Origin of the sequence: Larkinella terrae (assembly GCF_009668025.1) — a bacterium.
Classification (GTDB): Bacteria; Bacteroidota; Bacteroidia; order Cytophagales; family Spirosomataceae; genus Larkinella; species Larkinella terrae.
Genome location: NZ_WJXZ01000002.1, coordinates 199,297 through 219,791 on the forward strand (window position 1 = coordinate 199,297; position 20,495 = coordinate 219,791).

The 20,495-nt window shown below is 54.7% G+C and carries 13 protein-coding genes; 6 read left to right on the top strand and 7 right to left on the bottom strand.

Translation table 11 applies throughout. The annotated features are described in order from the left end of the window. Positions 1-170 precede the first annotated feature (170 nt). On the top strand, positions 171-977 hold the full coding sequence (locus GJJ30_RS04950) for an SMP-30/gluconolactonase/LRE family protein (RefSeq protein ID WP_154173785.1): 807 nt from the start codon (positions 171-173) through the stop codon (positions 975-977). A 27-nt stretch (positions 978-1,004) separates the two neighbouring features. Here GJJ30_RS04950 and GJJ30_RS04955 read toward each other — a convergent pair whose 3' ends face one another. Then, positions 1,005-2,735, bottom strand: a complete 1,731-nt coding sequence (locus GJJ30_RS04955) for a DUF885 family protein (RefSeq protein ID WP_154173787.1) — start codon at positions 2,733-2,735, stop codon at positions 1,005-1,007. A 130-nt stretch (positions 2,736-2,865) separates the two neighbouring features. Between GJJ30_RS04955 and GJJ30_RS04960 the strand changes: the two genes are divergently transcribed. The 3 genes from GJJ30_RS04960 to GJJ30_RS04970 all read left to right on the top strand — a co-directional run bounded on the left by GJJ30_RS04960 (position 2,866) and on the right by GJJ30_RS04970 (position 8,618). Then, complete coding sequence (locus tag GJJ30_RS04960; protein ID WP_154173789.1) at positions 2,866-5,055, top strand: M28 family peptidase; 2,190 nt, start codon at positions 2,866-2,868, stop codon at positions 5,053-5,055. Positions 5,056-5,111: 56 nt separating this feature from the next. Beyond that, entirely contained in the window at positions 5,112-6,596 is a 1,485-nt protein-coding gene (locus GJJ30_RS04965; RefSeq protein WP_154173791.1) for a glycoside hydrolase family protein, read from the top strand. Between the two features lie 87 nt (positions 6,597-6,683). Beyond that, entirely contained in the window at positions 6,684-8,618 is a 1,935-nt protein-coding gene (locus tag GJJ30_RS04970) for a glycoside hydrolase family 2 protein (RefSeq protein ID WP_229312967.1), read from the top strand. Between the two features lie 98 nt (positions 8,619-8,716). Here GJJ30_RS04970 and GJJ30_RS04975 read toward each other — a convergent pair whose 3' ends face one another. From GJJ30_RS04975 to GJJ30_RS04995, 5 genes are all read right to left on the bottom strand, one after another. After that, the gene (locus tag GJJ30_RS04975; protein WP_154173793.1) at positions 8,717-10,639 is read right to left on the bottom strand and encodes a histidinol-phosphatase; all 1,923 of its coding nucleotides are present in this window, start codon (positions 10,637-10,639) and stop codon (positions 8,717-8,719) included. Between the two features lie 184 nt (positions 10,640-10,823). Further along, a complete protein-coding gene (locus GJJ30_RS04980) occupies positions 10,824-11,015 on the bottom strand; it encodes a cold-shock protein (RefSeq protein WP_114409215.1) in 192 nt (63 codons plus the stop codon). Between the two features lie 141 nt (positions 11,016-11,156). After that, complete coding sequence (locus tag GJJ30_RS04985) at positions 11,157-13,019, bottom strand: glycoside hydrolase family 97 protein (protein ID WP_154173795.1); 1,863 nt, start codon at positions 13,017-13,019, stop codon at positions 11,157-11,159. A 91-nt stretch (positions 13,020-13,110) separates the two neighbouring features. Next, positions 13,111-14,799 carry a RagB/SusD family nutrient uptake outer membrane protein gene (locus GJJ30_RS04990; RefSeq protein ID WP_229312969.1) on the bottom strand — a complete coding sequence of 563 codons (1,689 nt, stop codon included), beginning with the start codon at positions 14,797-14,799 and terminating at the stop codon, positions 13,111-13,113. 13 nt (positions 14,800-14,812) lie between these two features. Next, on the bottom strand, positions 14,813-18,085 hold the full coding sequence (locus GJJ30_RS04995; protein ID WP_154173799.1) for a TonB-dependent receptor: 3,273 nt from the start codon (positions 18,083-18,085) through the stop codon (positions 14,813-14,815). A gap of 135 nt (positions 18,086-18,220) precedes the next feature. Between GJJ30_RS04995 and GJJ30_RS05000 the strand changes: the two genes are divergently transcribed. Next, positions 18,221-18,358, top strand: coding sequence for a hypothetical protein (locus tag GJJ30_RS05000; RefSeq protein WP_154173801.1), 138 nt, complete (start codon positions 18,221-18,223; stop codon positions 18,356-18,358). A 43-nt stretch (positions 18,359-18,401) separates the two neighbouring features. On the opposite strand, the gene GJJ30_RS05005 is transcribed toward GJJ30_RS05000, so the two are convergent. Continuing rightward, a complete protein-coding gene (locus GJJ30_RS05005; RefSeq protein ID WP_154173803.1) occupies positions 18,402-19,517 on the bottom strand; it encodes a FecR family protein in 1,116 nt (371 codons plus the stop codon). Positions 19,518-19,765: 248 nt separating this feature from the next. Here GJJ30_RS05005 and GJJ30_RS05010 point away from each other — a divergent pair, with 248 nt between their 5' ends. Next, positions 19,766-20,389 (top strand): RNA polymerase sigma factor, encoded by a 624-nt coding sequence (locus GJJ30_RS05010; RefSeq protein ID WP_154173805.1) that lies wholly within the window; start codon positions 19,766-19,768, stop codon positions 20,387-20,389. Positions 20,390-20,495: the final 106 nt, after the last annotated feature.

Genomic DNA, 20,495 nt, shown 5'->3' on the forward strand with positions numbered 1-20,495 from the left:
AATATTATTTATTTATAAAGTTATAAATAATAAATGTAAAATGATAAATATTAAATGTAAAAGTACGCTCACTGTCTGCACTTTTACATTCGAATTTTTTTGCCTCCGCTTAACCGCACAGGGTCTTTTCTTGTTTAGAACGTACGCCTTTTCATTCATTGGCTCTCAACATGAAAAACATAGATATTATTGCCGACGGTTTGCGGTTCCCGGAAGGTCCGGCGTTTACCTCCGACGGCACGCTCTGGTGCGTCGAGCAGGAGGGAGCCAGTTTGTTCTGGCTGAAACCGGACGGAACCAGCGGTCGCGTCCACGTCGGCATCGGGAGCCGCCCGAATGGACTTTACATCGACGATCGTGACCGGATTTGGTTCTGCGATTCGGGTTTACACGCCATTCGTTGCATCAATTATCCCGACCAGGAACCCGAAACTATTGTTGATCAGATCAATGACGAACCGCTCAACTGGCCCAATGACCTCACGTTCGATCCCGAAGGCAATCTAATTTTCACCTGTCCCGGTTCCCCCGACGAAGATGAGCCCGGTTTTGTCGGCGTTTGTTCGCCCGTCGGTGAAGTCAAAAAAATCTCCGAAAAACTGTTTTACCCCAATGGCTTAGCGTTTTTGCCGAATGGTCGCACCCTCCTCGTGGCCGAAACCCACCGCAAGCGTATTTGGGCCGGGCGCTGGGATGCCGACGGTCTGAACTGGATCAACCCGACGGTTTGGGCCGAAACCGGAGCGGGCGGTTTCGGTCCGGATGGGTTGACACTGGGGCCGGATAATCTGTTGTACGCGGCCATTTACGGCGGCAGTTGCCTGCAGGTTTACAAACCAACCGGCGTGCTGTCGCATTCCATTCAGCTTCCCGGCAAAAATCCCTCCAATTGCGCCTTCGACCCTACCGGGAAGCTGGGATTGGTGGTAACGGAAACCGAAAAAGGCCAGCTTCTTTGCGTCAAAGGATACAGTTGAAATTCAACATCTTGCCCGAAGAACCGCCTATTTTCCTTCTTTTTCGTAAAACCGCCAGGACGTTTTGAAATCCTTGCTGAGTTTCTGGTTAGTCAGGATGGCGCGGATCATCTCGACGGGCATCGCGTTCAGTTGCAGGATGGCGTCGTGGAACTGCTTGTAAGTCATCTTTTTACTGTCTACAAATTCTTTTTTCAGACCGTAAAACTGAAAACCGCCGGTCATGTAGGCCAGTTGGTAGAGCGGGGGATACCCGCCCACGAACGACCGCCGAACCTCGCCCTCGGCGTTAGCGCGTTCGTGCCCGACGCGGTCCACCAGAAAATCAATGCATTGCTGCGGAGACCATTTCCCGAGGTGGTAATTCAGCGAGAAAATGATCCGGGCGCAGCGGTGCATCCGCCAGAACAGCATCCCGATGCGGTCTTCCGGCGACTGCGGAAAACCGAGATCCCACAGAATCATTTCCCAGTACAGCGCCCAGCCTTCCGTCCAGAACGGCGTGCCGAAATTCCGGTACGTTTTGTAGCGGTTGTTCATGAAGCCCTGCAAATGGTGCCCGGCGATAAGTTCGTGGTGGACTGTCGAGCGGGAGAAGTGCGGATTGTTGCCCCGCATGCTCATCAGTTTGTCTTCGTGGCTCATCGTGTTGGTCGGGTAGGAAATCAGGATCGTTTCGCCACCCAGAAAAAACGGACTGACTTTCTGCCGAGCGGGCGACATCATCTGCATCCGCCAGGTTTCCTCCGCAATCGGCGGAATCGTGATCAGGTCGTACTTTTTCAGAAACGCAATCGACTCATTATAAAGCCGCAGGATCAGTTCGGGTTGTTTCCCGGCGGGTACGATCGTGTTTTTGACTTTCTCCTGAGCGGCTTTCCAGTCAGTGCCGAAGCCCATCTCTCTCGTTGCTTTCAGCAACTCGCGATCGCACCAGGCAAACTCGCGGTTGGCAATATCGACGAGATCTTCCGGCGAATACGGAATCATCTCGTACTGCAACTGCCGAAGCAATTCCTCGCGCCCAACTGCAATGCCCGCGATGCCGCTGCCGTCGTCTTTGGTCGGGGCCGCTTCCCGGACTTTTTTGGCCATCAAAGTCGAATAAACCGTCAACAGGCTATCGGTTTTGCGGTACGGTTCGGGCACCCACCAGCTAAATTGCGGGTCGTAGGCGTTGTAGAACGTAAACACACTTTTCAAGGCTGCCTGCAAGCCTTTGGCTGTTCCTTCGGCGCGTCGGGCCACGGCGGGCTCGGTTTTTTCCGCTTTCTCGACCACTTTCTGAGCCGTCACGATTTCTTTGCCAATGGCGTTCAATTCCGACGCGACCTGCTCGGCCACCAGCGGAATGCCGCGCCGACGCTGTTTTTCAAGGGCGTAAATTTTATCCGCAAACGGAAACCAGTTTTTGGTCAGATTTACTTCCTTTTCCTCATTCGTCAGATCGAGCAATTCGTTTTTCAGGTTTCGCTGAAACAACAGGTAATCCACCCGGCTGTCGGTGCTCATTTTGTCGAAATCCAGTTGCTGCAACTGCCGCAGGTAATCGTTGAAAAACGTTCGAAACCGCTCCCGGCGCTCCGGCGAATTCTCGATGGTATAAAACCGGCTCAGGCTGCCCCAATCGGCTTCGTAATTCGTCAGGAGATGATGCACGTCGCTCGTTTGCCGGTAGAGTCCGTTGACTGGTTGCGCCAGAACCGATCCGGTGATGATAAGAAGCAGGAAAAGCAGCGGGGTAAACGGTGATTTCATGAGAGCGTTGGTTCATTCAATTCACTAAAGTAGTTACAGTATGACAAAATCCGGAAACTATTCGGTCAAAATCACTTTCTGCCAACTATTCTGTACCTTATCGGACTGTTAACCTGAATATCCTGTTCTCATGAAGAAACTTTTCCGTTACTCGGCGCTCCTGCTGATGGGAGGCCTAACCACCGGACAAGCCCAGAATTTTACCGGTTTCACACCCGCCCGGCAGGCGACGGAGGAAAAAGCCGAAGCCGAATTCAAGAAACACCAGTCGTCGGCGGTTTTCAAAAAACACCTCGAAAATCTGAGCAGTGTGCCCCACGTGGCCGGGACGCCCGAAAACGAGCGCGTCCGCGACTACATCGCCGAAACCATGCGGAAAGCGGGCTGGCAGGTGGACATTTACCCGCACGATATTTATTTGCCCAAAGGTCCGGGCGACATCGCCGTCGAACTGGTGGAACCGATCCGGCAACCGCTCAATATCCGCGAGTTTCTGTTTCCGGAAGACAAATACAGCAAAGACCCGCGCATTATGCCGGGTTGGAACGCCTATTCCGGTTCGGGCGATGTGACGGCGGAAATTGTGTACGCCAATTACGGACGGAAGGAGGATTTCGAGCAACTGAAAGCGCTGGGCATTCCGGTGAAAGGCAAGATTGTCATGGCGCGCTACGGCGGTAATTTCCGGGGTTACAAGGCGCAGTTTGCCGAAACCGCCGGGGCTGCGGGCCTGATCATTTACACCGATCCGGGCGATAACGGCTACACAAAAGGACTGACCTTTCCGGAAGGGCCGCAACCCAGCGAAAGTATTATTCAGCGCGGTTCGTTGCTGACCGTGCCGTACACCGGTGATCCGCTGACGCCCGGCGAACCTGCTCTGCCGCTGGACGGCAAAACCAAAGTCAAACGGCTGGATCCCAAGGATGTGGCCCTGCACAAAATTCCGGTGACGGCGATTCCGTACGGGTCGGCCATCGACATTCTGAAACGCATGACTGGTGCCAAAGCGGTTCCGGCGGGCTGGCAGGGCGGTTTGCCGTTTACGTACCGGCTGGAAGGTGGTTCGGCCTTGAAAGTGCGGTTGATGGTGAAGCAGGAAAAAGCCATGACGCGGATTTACGAAGTCGTCGGGACGCTGACGGGTTCCGAATTTCCCGATGAATGGATCATTGCCGGATGCCATTACGACGCCTGGTCGTTCGGGGCCACGGACCCCAACAGCGGCACCGCCATGTTGCTGAGCCTGACCGAGTCGCTGGGCAAACTGGCCAAAACCGGTCAAAAACCGCGTCGGACGATCAAAGTAGCGCACTGGGATGCCGAGGAGTTTGGCGTGATCGGGTCGGCGGAATGGGCCGAACAGTTCCGCGACGAACTGACACAGAAAGCCGTGGCGTATATGAATTACGATGCCGCCGTGTCGGGCCGGATGTTCGGCGCCAGCGCGTCGCCGTCGATGAAAAAACTGCTGATCGAGGCCACGCAGGCCGTCGAGTACCCGGATTCAAACATCACCGTCTACCAGCACTGGCTGAAACAAAGCGGTCGGCGGGGTGGCAGCACCGTCGGCATTGCGTCGTCGGCACCGGCCACGGTGGCCAACGAACCGGTTATTGGCAACCTGGGCGGTGGGTCGGATCACATTGCGCCCTATATGCACGTCGGCATTCCGTCGCTGAACGCCGGAACCGGTGGCCCGACGCTCTACCACTCGGCCAATGACGACCTGTTTTTCTACGATAAATTTGCCGATCCGACCTACAAAATGGGGCCAATGGTGGAGCAGGTCGTGGGAACTCTGGCCTTACGACTCGCCAACGCGGATTTGTTACCGTACGACCTGTCGCGCTACGCCAACGACCTGAGCACGCACCTGAAAGCCGCCGAAAAAGCCATTAAAGCCTATTCGCCCAACTATTCGATCGAGCCGGTTTTAGCCGCCGTGGCCGAGTTGAAAAAGAACGCCGATGCCGCCGAAACCGCCCGCCAGGACTACCTGAAAGCCGGTCGGACCGACAAACTGGCCGAACTCAACAAAACGATGTTGCAATTGGAAAAGTCGTTCATCGATCCCAAAGGCATGGCATTCGGGTCGTGGTATCGTTCGTTGTATGCCTCCTCGGACCCGTACAGCGGCTACGCATCATGGATGTTGCCCGGTTTTCTGTACGAAGCCTCCCTGAAATCCACCGCCAACCTGCCCGATCTGGAAAACCGCTACAAAAAAGCGATCCAGACGCTGAGCGAACGACTGGCGACCCTCGTGGAAGGCATTTCGGCCGGAAAACCGGCGAGTTTGGGGGGCGGGAAAAAATAGCGGTTTTTGGTAACTTGGGGCGGTTTTGATTTCCGCCCTTATCCTGACCCGTTATCATGTCCTTTTTTCGCGTACCCACGCTGGTGCTCGTCGGTTTGATGCTGGCGTATGTTGCCGGGTTTGCCCAGAATTCGCCAATTACGCTCCGAAACCAGCGCGAGCTTTTTGTCGATGATTACCTGATCGATACGCTGATTAACCTGGATCTGCGGCTGGGAACCCCGGTCTCGGCCGGAAAAGCCCTGCTATTCGATGAGCCCTGGGAAGGGCGGTTTTGCACGTACGTCTCCGTGGTGAACGCCGGTGACCGCTTCCAGATGTATTACCGGGGACTGACCGGTCACGAAGAAAAAGGCGATCAGCAGGTGACGTGTTACGCCGAAAGCAAAGATGGCATTCACTGGACCAAACCGAAACTCCGGCTTTTCAAGGTAAACGGCACGCTCGACAACAACGTGGTTCTGAATGACAATGCGCTAAAAAGTACGCATAACCTGGCGGTGATGGTTGACAACCGCCCCGGGGTTCCGGCGGAGGAACGGTACAAAGCCGTGGGCGGAGAATCGCTCACGAAGGTTACGTCCAGCGGATTGTTCCGGTACGTTTCGCCCGACGGCATTCACTGGAAACGCTACCCGAAGGACACCACGGCTTTGTTTCACGATTACGCGCTGGATTCCCAGAATGTGTTGACTTGGGTGCCTGCCGAACAAAACTACGCCATTTACCTCCGGGCCTGGACGGGCGGAAAACCGGGTGAATTGTATCCGCCCGGTGGCATCCGGACCATCGCCCGTTCGACTTCCCGCGACTTTATTCACTGGTCCAAACCGGAGATGATGACCTTCGGCGACACCGAACGGGAACATCTGTATACCAACACCACGCATCCGTATTTCCGGGCACCCCAGCTTCTGATTTCGATGCCCTTCCGGTTCTCGCCCCAGCTGAAAGTACTTTCGGATGCCCAGTTGATCGAAAACGGAACGGACAAAACGCAGTGGAAAGGCGTAGCCGACGGTATTTTTATGACCTCCCGGGGCGGAACGAAGTACGACCGAAAATTCATGGAATCGTTTGTCCGGCCCGGTTCGGAGCAGAAGAATTGGGGAGCGCGGAGTAACATTCCGGCGATGGGCGTTATCGCAACCGGCCCGGCCGAATTATCATTTTTTGTCACCCGGGCCTACGGCACCCCATCGGTTTTTCTGGAACGCATGACCTTGCGGACCGACGGTTTTGCGTCCCTCCACGGCGGGTATAAAGAAGGAAGTATCGTGACAAAGCCGGTTTTTCTCCAGGGAAATAACCTGAGCGCCAATTATGCAACCTCGTCGGTGGGCTACGTAAAAGTGGCGATTCTGGACGAAAAGGGACAAATCGTACCTGGTTTTGAGGAGTCAGAACCGCTGGTGGGCGATAAAATCGATGGGCCCATTACCTGGAAAAGTGGCAAAACCGTTAAGGAACTGGGCAATCGGAAAGTACGGCTGAAGTTCGTCGTGCGGGATGCCGATCTGTATTCGTTTGTGATCCAATAACCGGCGCTAAACCGGCTGATCAACGGAAAGAATTTTATCTTTGCTGGTAAAAATTGCACTATTGCACTGGCTCTATTTCTAAACCGCATGAAATACCTGATTCGACGCACCTTCGATCGTGTCTTGTTTAGTTTATCCCTTGGAATCCTTCTTAGTCCGCCCGTTCTGGCGCAAACCACCGCAGCGGGCCCGGCTCCGGCGGCCATTCTGAGTCGCTGGGAAAAGCAGGTGACCGCCGAAAACGCCTGGCGCGAATACCCGCGACCGCAACTCGTGCGGCCCAACTGGCAGAACCTGAACGGCATGTGGGAATACGCCATCCGGCCCAAAACCGAAGGACAGCCCACGCAGTTTGACGGGCAAATTCTGGTGCCGTTCGCCGTGGAATCAACGCTCTCGAAAGTCACCAAAGGACTGAATGCGAATCAACGGTTGTGGTACCGCCGGAACGTCACGATTCCGAGCGACTGGAACGGCCAGCGCGTTCTGCTGCACTTTGGTGCAGTGGACTACGAATGTAATTTGTGGGTCAACGGCGGTTTGGTGGGGTCGCACACCGGCGGCTCGGATGCGTTTGATTTTGACATCACGGATTTTCTGAAATCGGGCCAGAATCAACTGGTTCTGGGCGTTACGGACCCGACAACCGAGGGCGAACAACCGCGCGGCAAGCAGGTGTTCAATCCGAACGGTATCTGGTATACGCCGGTGTCGGGCATCTGGCAAACCGTCTGGCTCGAACCGGTGCCGAATCCGAATTACATTGAGGAAGTGCGCATTACGCCGGAACTGGATTCGGCTCGAATCCGGGTGGAAGTACTGCTGAATAAACCCATCACGAACCCAACGAGCGCCATCCGCCTGACGGCGCTGAATGGCACGCAAACCGTGTCGAGCCTGCTGGTTCGCTCGGGTCGCGTGGCGTATGTTCCGGTCAAAAATGCGAAACTCTGGTCGCCCGACAGCCCGTTTCTGTACAACCTGAAAGCCGAACTGGTCACGGTGACCGATCCGTTTCCGGGGACTGAAAACCGCAACCGCCCGCGCCACAACGACGCCGAGCGTTCGGCCTACGCCAAAGCGACCGTGACCGGAAATCCGGTGGATGCCGTTACGAGCTATTTTGCAATGCGGAAAATTTCGATGGGACCGGGCAAAATTGCCGGGCAACCCGTGATGCTGCTCAACAACAAACCGCTTTTCCAGAACGGCCCGCTCGATCAGGGCTGGTGGCCGGGGAGTTTGCTGACCCCGCCTTCGGACGACGCGATGGTGTTTGAAATCGATTTCCTGAAAAAATCCGGTTTTAACATGCTCCGCAAACACATCAAGGTGGAACCGGCCCGGTATTACTACCACTGCGACCGGCTGGGCATTATGGTCTGGCAGGACATGCCGTCCGGTTTTTTGAGCGGGCAGGACATGGGTCGCAGCGAAGTGGTCGAGCCGCTGCGCCGGTCAAAAGGTAAGGAACAGTTTGAGCTGGAATTGCGCCGGATGATGAACCGCCTGCACAACCATCCAAGCATCGTCACCTGGGTGGTTCATAACGAAGGCTGGGGGCAATACGACAACGTGCGGCTGGCCGACTGGGTGAAAGCCCTCGATCCGAGCCGGTTGACCAATGCCGCCAGCGGCTGGTCGGACCTGGGTGCGGGCGATTTCTACGACATTCATACCTACGAAGAAGTGCCGAACATTCCCGCGCCGAAAAAGGATCGCGTGATTGTGGTCGGGGAGTTTGGCGGCATCGGCTGGCCGGTGACCGGTCACCTCTGGGACCCGAACAAACGGAACTGGGGCTACCAGACCTACCAGGACAAGGATGCGGTTTTGAAAGCCTACCGGACCAAGTACGGCAAGATGGTGGAAATGTACCAGAAAAACGGCGTTTCGGCGGCTGTGTACACCCAGACAACCGACGTCGAAGGCGAAGTCAACGGCTTGCTAACCTACGACCGGGAGGTGATCAAGATTCCGGTGGAAACGCTGCGCGAAATCCACGCGCCTTTGTTCAAATAACGTACCTACGGATTTTAGTCCGTGAGATTTTCAGAAATACGGGCATCTATCTACTATCCCCAGATTCTCACGGACTAAAGTCCGTGGGTACGTAACGTCTATTTCAACAAAAACTCCCGCACCAGTTCCAGTTGATCGGTGCTGAGGAAATCGGCACCGGCTTCGCGGAGTTTGACCCAAACCGCCGGATCTTCGGGGCACGCCCAGAGCCGTAGTTTTTTGCCTTCGGCGTGAACCCGCTGCGTAAGTTGCTTCACCTTCTGAAACTGCTCGTCCGGCATGGGCCCCTGCCCGCGCCAGCTCAACTGGTTGCTGTACGAATCGCTCACCACCGGCATCAGGTCGCGGCTGAATCCTTTGCCCAGATCGGCGGGCCGTCCGTCGATTCCCGCCAGACGCTCCTTTGCTTTTTTCAAGGTTTCAATCGGGCGGTTTCCAGAAATGAAAACCGTTACGGCGCCGGGTTGACAGCGGTTTCCTTTACAGGACGTCAGGATGTTCCGGTATTTCTGCAACTGTTTTTCCAGCGCTTTATACGTGCTGTCGGCTGCGGTTTTGAAGTCGATCATCAGGTAAACCGGGTCGTTGTAATTCGCGTACACCTTCCCGCCGTTTTGCCTGATTCGCTCGGCCAGGGGGCGCAGGTACAGGTTTTCGAGCGACTTGTCAGCGTTCCAGAAGGCCGGACGATTGTGGGCCACGTAGAGCGTATCTTGGTGGGCATACACATCCGCTTCCACGCTCGTAAAACCATTGTCGAGCGCATCCAGCAGCGGCCGCGATTGCTCGTAATCGTTGTGTGCGTGGGCGTTTGGCAGCGGTTTGACCGTCGCTAGCGGCTGCGGAACCTGCAAGGGTGCCAGCGGTTGCGTCCAGGCGGTTTCGACCTCGCCCGGTTCGTACGGATTGAATTTCGGCTTGCTCGAAATCACTTTCGCCCGCACCAGCAACTCGTCAGTTAACGTATAACTGGCTTCGGTGCCGGTCAACTCCCGGAGAATTTCCGCCTTTTCCTGCCCTTTCCGAATCCCGATGAACTGAATCCGGTACTTGATGTCCGGTTCGGCTTTGATCCTAAAGGTTACACTTCGAGCGGTTTGCGTCAGGTTTTCGAACGTAACACCGGTTGTCGCGTAAAACCGCCCGGCTTCCAGCGCTTCGACAATCGTATTCGGTTTCAGATTCGGCGCATTGACCATCACCCAGCCGCGCCCCGAATTGCTGTAGGTGGGCCCAAAAAACGTGTAATTGTGGCTGTCGTCGGTGGCTAACCCGAGCATCAGCGGGCGGCCCTGTTTCAGAAACGTCAGGTTAATTTTATCCCACATCGACTCGGTGCCTTCGCGGGTGCTGTCGCCGTTGTTGTGCACCAGCGGGTGGCCGTTGAAAACCTCAAAAAACCGCTCGTGACGGAGTTGCATGAGGTCGCTGGCCGTGATGGCGTAATAAAAATTCGGGTGGTTGATGTGCGAAAACATGGGTTGCCCGGTTTGCCGCCGTTGCGCTACCACCGCGTCGATGTTGTTTTGCATCACCTCCGCCACGCTGTTGCCCGGCAGCGGTTTCAGCAGGTTCTGGAGGTTGGTCATGTTGATGTGAATCGGTTTACCCTGATAACCGGTCGAAACTTCTTCACTCTTGAAAATCAGGAACTTCTCCGGTTCTTCAAAATGCGTCCGGTATTCGCTCAGGTTTTTCAGCCGTACTTTCAGCGAGTCGTTGGGGCCGGTTTGGTACCTGACCCAATCCGGGCCGAAGGTGCGCAGATACCGCTCAAACGTCCGGCGACGCTCGGGGGCGCGGGGCACTTTGATCCATTTTTCGCCTTCCTGAAACGTGTTATGGTCCGACAAACCGACGAAGTTGTAGCCGTTGGCCTTATACCAGTCCATGATCATTTCGGGATAATCGTCGCCGTCGCTCCAGAGCGAGTGGGTGTGCAGATTGCCCTTGTACCAGTTCTGGGCGTTCGCAATCGGAACGGCAATCAGCAGGAAAACGAGAAGTACGATGGATCGCATGATGGCTAAAAAGAGGTCAACCGGAAAAGTGGCAAAGAAACGGTTTCTAATCAGAAAGAAGATGCGCTTAACAAAAAGTTTACAGCATACCATAGACGGAAAACCGTAAACCGTCCGCCGTAAACAAAAAAAAGAACATGCCCGGAGACATGTTCTTTCAGCGTTTCATTATTATATCTTTCGATTAAATAACCTCTACGTTAACGGCGTTCAGACCTTTTTTGCCTTGTTCTACTTCGAATTGAACTTTGTCGTTCTCGCGAACTTCGTCGATCAAACCTGATACGTGAACAAAGATGTCTTTGTCTGAATCCGAAGGGGTAATAAACCCAAAACCTTTGAGTTCATTAAAAAATTTAACAGTTCCTGTTTGCATTATATTGTATTGTATTTTTAAAATTTCACCAAAGATAACAGGAATAAGTCAGAAACGCATCATGTCCTTTATTTATTTTGAAGCAAGGCACGTTGAATAAAACGGCCCTGTCTGGCTTTTATGATTTTGAAAGCTCATTTGTTAATTTCTTTTCAAGACTACCGCCTGCCCGCCGGAAGCAATCAAGGACGCCGTCAGCCGGTCTTTGGAAGTAACCTTGCGGGTCTGCTTCCGAACTTTTCCCGTGCCATCGTCTTCATATGATTCGAGGGAATAGCTTTTTCCCGGTTCCAGAAAACTCATCGGTAGATCGACTTTCCGGGCTTCGGTATTGGTGACCGTGCCGATATACCAGTCGGTTCCTTTCCGTCGGGCAATGGAGACAAACTGACCGGGCGTTCCGGCCAGCACCTTCGTTTCATCCCAAACCGTGGGTAAATCTTTCCAGAATTCAATTTCCTGCCGGTCCGGGAAGTCGGCCGGTTTGCCATACCAGTACAAAAACTGCAGCGGACTGAAGTAAATAACCGGCAGCGCCAGCTGGTGCCCTTTGGTGTTGGTCAACCGGGGCTGGTTAAAACAGAAGGTGTAATCGGCGGCTCCGTTGATATACCGCGTGAAGGGCAAAATCGTGTTGTGGGTCGCGTCGGGCCAATCTTCGTTGCCGCGCACGCCTTCCTGCGTCAACAGATTGGGGTACGTCCGGTTGAAACCCGTCGGGCTGTATTCGTCGTGAATGTCCACAACCAGGTGGTGTTTGGCGGCTTTGCGAACCGCTTCGTGGAGCCAGACCGTCCAGTGGTGCGAGCCGGTGTGCACAAAACCGAATTTAATTCCGGAAACGCCCCAGCTTTCGTAAAGCGGTAACAACGTATCCAACTGCCGTTCGAGCGCCCGGTGGTTGACGTACAAAATAATCTTTTTGCCTTTCGATCGCGCATACCGGATGGCTTCGGGTAAATCCAGATCGCCTTTCGGATTCCGGCGCGGATCGACGCTGACCTTCGTGGCGTCCGACGCGATTTCGTATTCGTGGCCGTACCAGCCCGCGTCGAAATGCAGGTAATCGATGTTTTGCTCCACCGCAAAATCGACCAGATCTTTGGCTCCGGTGGTCGAAAGTGTCAAGTCGCGTATCACTCTTCCCGGTTTGATCCAGCTTACGTCCTTGATTTCATTCGGCGGATTCAGGCTCTGAATCAGGTAGTTATGTTCGAGTAAGTCGGTGGGCCGGTCGGCCGCCATCACCACCCGCCACGAAGACGCCAAGGGCGAAGCTTCGGTGATTTCACTATAGAGCTGGCTGACCAGTTGATTGGGACCGACGGTTTTCAGCCTCACCAGCGGGTAACTGGTTTGCTCGGCCTGCGTAATGCAGGCCCAGGTGCCGTTGTCGAGCCGGAGGGTCAGCGGCATTTGGGCGGCTTTGTCCCAGTTTTCAATGGCGCGTTCTTCGTACCTTCCCTGCGCGTGATGTGTATAGAGGGCTTTCGTTTTTGGCGGCAGGTTGAAAAACGTGGTTTCCTGCTCCACCTCCAGCACCTGCACGCGCAGATCTTCCGGAAAAAAATAGCGGAACGCCACGCCTTCGTCGTAAGCCCGGGCAATGAGCTGCATCGTTCCGCCCGCTCCCGGCCCGTTTCGGAAGGTGACAATCAGTTCATTGTAGTGATCGGGAATGTCGGCGCGTTCGCCCCAGACCGGTTGCCAATTCGACCGCTGCGTCCGTTTCGTCGCCGAAACAATCCGCAGGTTTTTATTCCAGTTGAGCGGGCGTAACCCGGTGCCACTGTTGCCCATCCCCAGCCGCGACGGTTGGATGAGCGGTTTGTTCCGGTACGTAATTTCGTAAATCGGGCTCTGGGGCGATTGCGGTTCGTCCTGCAGGCGGATCGACCAGGTTAGCAGGCCGTTGGGTGAACTGATGCGTAGGGAGTCCGGCGTTTGGGCCAGCGATTTTCCCGCCAAAACAAGACAGAAAATAAGGGAAAGGAATCGGGTCATTCAGGTTGAAAGGTTAAAGAAGATTCGTGTATCATTGCCGGAAAGTAGTAGGAAGACTTTCCGGCAACGAATTTACTGCCCGGGTTTTCGGTTAGTAGCCCGGATTTTGTTCAATTTTAGCATCCAGGTTCGCGTCGATGAACTTCTGCGGAATCGGAAATAATTCGTGTTTTTCGGCAATGTTGCTGCCGGTTTTGGTGTTGAATTTCTTCACGCGATCGACCAGCACGGGCGAATTGGCCAGAAAACCGAAGCGGATCAGCGTCCGACGGCGGGGTTCTTCCATGATCAGTTCCCGAACGCGTTCGTCCAGCACGTAGTCGAGCGTGGCCCGGTCGGCGGTGACCGGTTTGGCTTTGGCGCGGTTGCGCAGGACGTTCAGATCGTCGGCGGCTTTTTGTTTATCCCCTTTGCGGATGTAGGCTTCGGCCCGCAGCAGATACGTTTCGGCCAGCCGGATTTTGTAAAACTCAACGAAGGTCCGTCCGGTCGTATTTCCGGCCAGCGGGTCGCCCTCCAGTTTGCGGGTGTACGGGTAATACCAGCCCGAGTTAAGCGTATCGATTTTTGCCGCGATGGGATCCACTTTTTGTTTGAAAAACCGGGAGGTGTTGTTGTTGTAGTAGAACGTCCGGCGGATGTTGTACGACGAATTCCGCATATCGTTCCAATCCTCTTTCCAGACGTCATACGTAGCGTAGGGCGTTCCCATCACCCAACCAACCGGGCGGCCCAGACTATCGCAAACCACCATGCCCGATTTGCCTTCCGGGTCTTTGATGTTGTGATAACCGGCTCCCCACGCCCGCATGCTGCTGTTTCCGCCAAAAGCCGTGGCGTTGGTCGGGGTTGTGTAGGTGACGCCCCCGGGCGTCTGGTATTCGAACTGGAGCGCCCAGATGGTTTCGGTATTGGCGGCCAGGTTCTGGTTTTTGTCGCGAAACAGATCCGAGAAAACGTCGCCAGGCTGATCCAGTTTGCTGCCAAACCGCTGGGTCATGAGCTTGTAGGAACCGTCGTTGATCACGGCGGAAGCCGCTTCAATGGCCTTGTCGTAACTGCCCAGCGCCAGGTAAACCTCGCTCAGAAAATGGTCGGCGGCTGCTTTCACGATTCGGCCGGGAACGGACGGTTTTTTGGGGAGCCACTGCGAGGCAAATTCGAGATCCTGCCGGGCAAAATCCAGCACTTCCTGCCGCGTGGCCCGCGTATAATCGGTTTTCGGCGTGGTTTCGACGTGCGCAACCAGCGGCACCCCGCCGTACAGATTGGCCAGAATCGAGTAGGTATAACCCCGGAAAAACCGGGCTTCGGCCACAATGGCGTTCTTTTCGGCTTCACTCGCCCATTTAACGGTCGGTTTGTCGGCGTAGTCGAGCACGATGTTGGAACGCGGCAGCATTTTCAGGTACGCCCATTCCCACCACAGATCGACGGACGCGAGCGTGGGCGTGAGCGAAACGTTGTAGTCGCGCAGCAGCGTCGAAACCGCCCCCGGCATGTAGGCGTCGGTGCCGATGTTCATGGCGTGCAGGTTCTCGGTATCGGTGCCGAACAGTTCGTCGCGGGCCGCTGCGTGAATGGCGATGATGGCGGTTTCAAAACCGGTTTTATCCACCAGCACCACGTCGGGGTTCAGAAAAGCTCTGGGGGTTTCGTCGAGAACCGTGTCTTTGCAGGCACTGCCCCCGAAAACCAGCACCAGCGTGCTGAGGGCGGTCAGATACCGTTTTGAAAGGATCGTAAGAATGTATTTCATGAGTTGGGATTCGTTCAGCATGACGGAAAGGGAATTAAAAACTGAGGTTAATGCCGCCCGTCAACGTGCGGGGCATGGGATAACCGTTGGCTTCGGAGCCAATTTCGGGGTCGAAACCGGGGTATTTCGTGAACGTCAGCAGGTTTTTGCCACTCACATACACCCGAGCGGTGCCGACTTTCCAGCGATTGAGCAGTGTTTTCGGCAACTCATACGCCAGCGAAACATCCTGCACCCGCACGAAATCGCGGGTCACGTAATACCCGTGTCCGTACGGATTGGTGTACACCAGCGACGCCATCGTGTTCGATTTGTTTTCGGGCGTCCACCAGCCGTTGTCCGGGAAATTCGACGCACTCCCCGGAAAATTATTGCTCGGAATCATCTGGTTGTAACTCCGGATCCAGCCCTGCATGGCGTTTAGAAAAACCGATAGCGTAAAGTTGCTGTAGCGGAAGGTGTTGGTAAAACCCCAGCGGTATTTGGGTTCCAGCTGGCCCACCACCGTGCGGTCGTCAGTGGTGATTTTGCCGTCGCCGTTCAGGTCTTTCAGGCGGTAAAAACCGGGTTTGTAGCCGGTCGGCAGTTGTTCGCCTTCCTGGTAAACCCCATCGATCACGTAATCAAACGCAACCTGAACGGGCTGGCCAATAAACCATTTGTTCCCCAGATCATTGTCTTCCAGACCGTCTTTGTTCAGGTCGCGGCTGTAAATATGAACGATGCGGTTCCGGTTGGTCGAAAACACGACATTACTGCTCCACTCAAACGAACCTCGCTGCATATTCAGGGTATTAAGCGTCAATTCGAACCCCCGGTTGTTGGTGGCCCCCAGGTTGGTAATGACCGACGGAAAACCGGTTGTAGAGGGCAACGAACGGTTCAGAAGCAGATTTTTGGTGTCCATGTTATAGTATTCGAGCGTTCCGCCAATGCGTCCTTTCAGGATTTCAAAATCAACCGCAACGTTGGCCGAGGTGGTGGTTTCCCACTTCAGGTCGGTATTGGCCATTCTCATTGGGAAAGTACCGTTATAAGTAGGGCTGCCGTCGCCAAAAACGTACTGCGTTTTATCGGAACGACTCAGGGATTGGTACGGCGAAATAGCCTGGTTGCCGACCGAACCGTAGGAGACGCGCAGTTTCAGCAGGTCGATGAACGTTAATGACTTCATGAAAGACTCATCGGACGCAATCCAGGCCACTGCAGCCGATGGAAACGTGGCATACTTGTTCTGAGCGCCAAACACCGAACTGCCGTCCCGCCGGGCCGTCAGGGTAAACAGGTAGCGGTTTTTGAAATGGTAGTTCAGCCGCAGCATCGACGAAATACCGTCGACGGTGGAGGCATCCGTTGTCGTTTGCTGGGTTTGGGCAATGCCCAGGTTGTTCCAGCCGTTGGCTCCGTTGAAGAAATTGGAAGCCGTGGCGGTGGTCGATTCCCACTGGTTGCGGTTCCGTCCGTACAAGAGCGTTACATCAAATGAATGGTCGTGACCCAGCTGACGGCTGTAAGTGGCGATGTTTTCCAGCACCCAGTCGAACGTTTCCCGGTTGTATTTACTGGCATTGGCCAGGATGTTCTCGCCGAAACGCTGGTAAGCCGGTTCGAACAAGTAGTTGTGTTCCCAGCGGTAATTGGGCGAATAGTTGATGCGGTAACTGAGCCCTTTCACGAAAGGTACCTCAATTTTTGCGTAGAAATTGGAAAACAGATTGTGGTAGATTTCTTCATTCTGACGGCGGATGGAGTTGAAAAGCGGGTTGGGAACGAGCTGCACATCCTGCGGAAAGTGAACCGGATCGGTTTTGGCGTCATCGTAATACATTTTGGCAAAGGGGCTGACCTGAGCGGCCCAGTTGAGGGCCACATCGACACCCGACAAATCGCGCCGGGCGTAGGTGGCATTGACCCCCACCGTCAGCCAGTCGGCCACCTTCGTCTCCAGATTACTCCGCAGTGTCACGCGTTTCGCCATGTCCTTGTAAATCAGACCCTGTTCGTTCACGAATGCCCCCGATACGAGGTAATTGGTGCGGCCCGACTGACCGGCAATACTGAGGTCGTAGGACTGCACACCGGCTTTTTGCGACACCTCATCCCAGGGATCCAGGGTGACGCCATTCCGGTAATTATCGGCTTCGGTGTTCTGGAGGTAACTGGCGATGTTGGCCGGATTGGCTTCCTGCCCGCTTTGCGCCCGGTAGTCCAGCGTTTTTTGCAAATAGCGCTCGGGCGACAGCATTTTGATGCGATTGCTCCAGTTGGATACCCCGTAGTAGCTGTTGACCCGAATGGTTGGCTTGTCGCTTTTGCCGCGTTTGGACGTAATCAGAATGACGCCGTTGGCCGCTTTGGAACCGTAAATGGCGGCCGCGCTCGCGTCTTTCAGGATTTCCATCGACTCGATGTCGTTCGGATTGATTTCGGCCAGGCTCCCGTTGAAGAAAATACCGTCCAGAATAATCAGCGGATCGTTGCTGGCGGTGATGGACCGGCGACCCCGGACGAGAATGCTGCCGCTTTGGCCCGGTCGTCCGTTGTCGATGAACTGCACTCCGGCCACCCGCCCGCGCAACGCCTGGGCGACGTTGGTGTTGGGCAGGTTTTCGGTGACTTTCATATCTACTTTTGCCACGGAACCGGTTACATTCCGTTTCGACTGCGTGCCGTACCCAACGACTACCACTTCGCTCAACGCCTTGGTGTCGGAGATCAGCTGAATGGCAAGCACCTGCCGGTTGGTCACCGTAATTTCCTGCGTCAGATAGCCGATGGAACTAACCACCAAAACCGCCTGACCGTCGGTGATCTGGAATTTAAAATTGCCGTCTTTATCGGTTGTTGTGCCCCGGCTGGTGCCTTTCTGAATGAGGTTAACGCCTGGCAACCCTTCGCCCTTCTCGTCGGTCACGGTGCCGGAGATCGACTGATCGACCCCAACCTGAGTCATCTCATCAGCCGGTAGCGGTTTGAGGGCACCCGAAGGAGCTGCGGTCAGCAAAATCTGTTTGCCTTCTACTTTATAGGTGATTTTCAGGGGCGTTAGCAACTGGTCGAGGATCGTTTCCAACCGCTCATCGACGGCCGTAAACGTTACTTTCCGGTCGGCCTGAATCATCAGCGAGCTGTACAGAAACCGTACCTGAGCCGCTTTGCTGATGAATTTCAGCGTGGTTTTGATGTCTTTGTCGACTACCTGTACGGTCACTTTCTTGTTCAGCATTTCCTGAGCCCGGCTGTCGCGGGCGAAGGAGAGGCTAACCACGCAGGCCGCTAGCAGCACCTGGAGGAGGGAAAGTTTCATAAGCTTGATTAAGGAGGGTGAAATCCAGTCCGGATTTTTCATACATTGGGTTGTTTTTTGAGTCGTTTCGGAAGAAATGGACAAAAAATCCCTCATCGACGCCCTTTTGGGCGTCTTGCCAAACGATGAGGAAGTTTGCAGGACGGGCTGGGTGGCGCGTCGGGAGCCGGAACGATGCTGTTGGAACCATTACCGCTCAGGCAGTCGGGCACGCCAACCCAGGACGTTTTTCGCGGAAGCGAAGAGGAGTGTAGCGGTTTTATTCAGGCATAGGCACGCAGATAAGGGGTTAGAAATGACGTAAAATCGGGTCCGTTCAGGGCGTGCAGCCCGGACTTTGAATGAGCACCCGCCCATCCTGAACTTCATAGGTTGCCCCGATGGCCCGGCAGATAAATTCGAGTTTGTTGGCCAGGGTTTCGTCCGAAAACTGAGCCGTAATCGGGCATTTTTCCAGTCGGGTTTTGTCGTAAACCAGCTCGATTCCGTACGCTTTTTCCAGCTTTTCCAGCACCTGCGTAACCGGAACATCTTCCACATCCAGTTCCTGAACGTGGGTCGCGATGGGCACCAGCTCCGGTTTTTCGACGCGGCCTTTTTGCAACTGTTCGGTTTTTCGGTTAAAAACAACTTCCTGATTCGGGATCAGCAACACGCCCGCAGGCTGCGGACCGGTTTCTGAAGCGGTTTTCCGGAAGGCGGTTTTGGGGTACACCGAAACTTTCCCGGTTCGAACCGCCACGGCCACTTCCGGGCCCGTATCGAATGCGCGAATCCGGAAGCTCGTTCCCAGCACTTTGGTAACGGTTTCGTTGGCGTAGACCAGAAACGGCTTGCCGGGATTGTGAGCCACTTCAAAAAAAGCTTCGCCCGACAGATACACCTCGCGAAACGAACCGGTAAACTGCCTGGGGTAACTGATCCGGCTGTTTTGTTCCAGCGTAATCGCCGATCCGTCGGCCAGCACCAGCGTGAGCGGCTCGCGGCTGGTATTCGTTTTTTCCAGCAATTCCGTGGGGGCTTCGCTGACAAGCTGGCGGTACACCGTCGGCTCCGGCCGGAAATTCTGCCGCACGAGCAGAAAACCCAGCCCCAGAACAACCAGAATGGAAGCGGCCCAGCGCAACCAGACCCGCCGGTTCCACCAGACGACGGGTTCCAGCGGTTCCGTTTCCGGGAGCTCCGTTTGTTTGCGCTCCCGGAACTGCGTCACCAAATTCTGGACTTCCTGCCGCACTTCTTCGTCCGACAAATTGATCGGTTGCCGCCGGACGGTATAGATCAGCGCCTTCGCCTGATCCAAAACCGCCTGGTGTTCGGGATGCTCCCGGCGCCAGACCGTCCAGAAAGCCATCGCTTCCGGGTCGCCGTCAATCCAAGCCTGGAACGAAGGGTCGTTCAGAAAGTCTTCAACGTGTTGGTAATGCTCCATTCAGGGAAGGGATTTGAAAGGCTATTCAATAAGGGAGAAGCAGGTGCCTGATGGAAATAATCAAAAAAATCATTTTATTTTTTTATAAATTCCGGGAGCGCCCTGATTTTTGTGATCCATATCTACCTTTCAACAAGGGTAAAAAGGACTAAACCGTCGCTTTTGCGAAGAGAAGATGGCTGGTCTGCGCTTACCAGAGGCCGTTTACCCGTTGATAATCAGCGCAGCTTTGTTTGACACCGTGTCGTATGTTTCGTTCACCGCCCAATCACCGTCCGCTTGAAGCGATTGCTGATGCCGACCTCTGGCGTCACTTTCAGGAAGGTGATGAACTGGCGATGGGCGAACTGGCCGAACGGTATTACAAACGGCTATATAATTACGGGAGCAAATTCTCCCGGGATCACGAGGTCATCCGGGATTGCATTCAGGATCTGTTTCTGGAAATCTGGGATAAACGCCAGACCCTGAGCCAGCCCGATTCCGTAAAGCTCTATTTGCTGGTGTCGATTCGCCGACGGATTTACCGACGGAAAACCGAGAATAAGTGGCTGGAAGAAAGCGAAGAACTGGATTTTGACTCGGCATTGGTTGGCGATTTGCCCATCGAAACGACCATCATTGAAGACGAAACCAGTCAGTATTACGTCCGGAAACTGCAGCAACTCATTCCGCAACTCTCCCGCCGTCAGCAGGAAATTATTTACCTGCGGTTTTACGAAAATCTGGATAACGAAGCCATCGCCGAAGTCATGTCGCTGAGCCGCGGGGCGGTTGCCAATCTTCTATGGCGGGCGCTCAAGGAGCTGAAAGACTACTGGTATGCGGGCCTGGTTTTCCTCCTGATGGTAGGGTTCGGGCTGTTGAAATAGCCGATCGGCGGCTGCCAGGTGATTACTAGCAAACTCATTAAATTTTCGAAAAAACCGCACAGTTCTCCCCTGAATTGGGTGAAATTTGGCGTTCGGGACCCAATAA

Excerpts from the sequence above, each read along its gene's own strand:
- GJJ30_RS04950 (WP_154173785.1), top strand. The coding sequence starts at position 171 with ATGAAAAACATAGATATTATTGCCGACGGTTTGCGGTTCCCGGAAGGT.
- GJJ30_RS04955 (WP_154173787.1), bottom strand. The coding sequence starts at position 2,735 with ATGAAATCACCGTTTACCCCGCTGCTTTTCCTGCTTCTTATCATCACC.
- GJJ30_RS04960 (WP_154173789.1), top strand. The coding sequence starts at position 2,866 with ATGAAGAAACTTTTCCGTTACTCGGCGCTCCTGCTGATGGGAGGCCTA.
- GJJ30_RS04965 (WP_154173791.1), top strand. The coding sequence starts at position 5,112 with ATGTCCTTTTTTCGCGTACCCACGCTGGTGCTCGTCGGTTTGATGCTG.
- GJJ30_RS04970 (WP_229312967.1), top strand. The coding sequence starts at position 6,684 with ATGAAATACCTGATTCGACGCACCTTCGATCGTGTCTTGTTTAGTTTA.
- GJJ30_RS04975 (WP_154173793.1), bottom strand. The coding sequence starts at position 10,639 with ATGCGATCCATCGTACTTCTCGTTTTCCTGCTGATTGCCGTTCCGATT.
- GJJ30_RS04980 (WP_114409215.1), bottom strand. The coding sequence starts at position 11,015 with ATGCAAACAGGAACTGTTAAATTTTTTAATGAACTCAAAGGTTTTGGG.
- GJJ30_RS04985 (WP_154173795.1), bottom strand. The coding sequence starts at position 13,019 with ATGACCCGATTCCTTTCCCTTATTTTCTGTCTTGTTTTGGCGGGAAAA.
- GJJ30_RS04990 (WP_229312969.1), bottom strand. The coding sequence starts at position 14,799 with ATGCTGAACGAATCCCAACTCATGAAATACATTCTTACGATCCTTTCA.
- GJJ30_RS04995 (WP_154173799.1), bottom strand. The coding sequence starts at position 18,085 with ATGAAACTTTCCCTCCTCCAGGTGCTGCTAGCGGCCTGCGTGGTTAGC.
- GJJ30_RS05005 (WP_154173803.1), bottom strand. The coding sequence starts at position 19,517 with ATGGAGCATTACCAACACGTTGAAGACTTTCTGAACGACCCTTCGTTC.
- GJJ30_RS05010 (WP_154173805.1), top strand. The coding sequence starts at position 19,766 with ATGTTTCGTTCACCGCCCAATCACCGTCCGCTTGAAGCGATTGCTGAT.